This is a genomic window from Vibrio sp. 378 (assembly GCF_033339435.1).
The window spans coordinates 1-545 of the sequence record NZ_JAWOUO010001036.1 but is presented as its reverse complement, the minus strand read 5'-3'; the positions used below and the strand labels follow the sequence as shown (position 1 = coordinate 545).

Sequence of the window (545 nt, the reverse complement as noted above, 5' to 3'; positions counted from 1 at the left end):
TCTAAATCGACTATATGAAAAAGCCCACTTTATTGTGGGCTTTTGTAAACAAAACGTGACAAAATTGCTTAATTTTGTTGTTAGTTGAACATGGCGATAGCTTGTTCAGGATCTACATATTCAAGGTCAAAGCTTTCTGCGACTTCTTTACAAGTGACTTTACCGTGAATCACGTTTAGACCTTCTAGGAAGCCTTTGTCTTCCAGAAGAGCTTGTTGATAGCCTTTGTTTGCAAGTTTCACAATGTAAGGGAGAGTGGCATTATTCAATGCGAAAGTTGAAGTACGTGCAACTGCACCAGGCATGTTTGCTACACAGTAGTGAACGACATCATCAACCACGTAAGTAGGCTCGGCGTGTGTTGTCGCGTGAGATGTTTCGAAACAACCACCTTGGTCGATAGCTACGTCAACGATTGCTGCGCCTGGCTTCATCTTAGCAATATGCTCTTTTGTTACCAGTTTCGGAGCTGCCGCGCCTGGGATTAGAACTGCACCAATAACAAGGTCTGCTTCTAGAACATGCTTCTCGATAGCGTCTTCTGT

Annotated in this window: 1 protein-coding gene; it reads right to left on the bottom strand. The window is 43.3% G+C overall.

The window, feature by feature from the left end; all coding sequences use genetic code 11:
• Positions 1–80: 80 nt before the first annotated feature.
• On the bottom strand, positions 81–545 hold a 465-nt coding region (locus R7Q48_RS30235), incomplete at its 5' end, for an alanine dehydrogenase (RefSeq protein ID WP_411979318.1).